Below are 211 nucleotides of genomic sequence, written 5' to 3' on the forward strand. Positions count from 1 at the left end.
TCCCGATCGTGCCGGTTGGGCACACCGTCACCGTCGCGGTCCCAGCGGCCGGGCTGCATGTCCCAGCGGCCGCCATGTTCCACCCAGCGTGGCTCGCGGTAGTGGTAGCCGGGACGGGCCTTCACCCAGTGGCCTTGTAGCCAGACATGGCGGTGGCCGCGCCACTCCCAGTGGCCGGGCACCCAGACCATGCCCCGGCGTGGATGGGGCA

Annotated in this window: 1 protein-coding gene; it reads right to left on the reverse strand. The window is 72.0% G+C overall.

The annotated features are described in order from the left end of the window. On the reverse strand, positions 1 to 211 hold a 211-nt coding region (locus DBR12_RS19390), incomplete at both ends, for a YXWGXW repeat-containing protein (RefSeq protein ID WP_158275021.1).

This window comes from Acidovorax sp. HMWF029 (assembly GCF_003060895.1).
Lineage (GTDB): Bacteria > Pseudomonadota > Gammaproteobacteria > Burkholderiales > Burkholderiaceae_C > Acidovorax.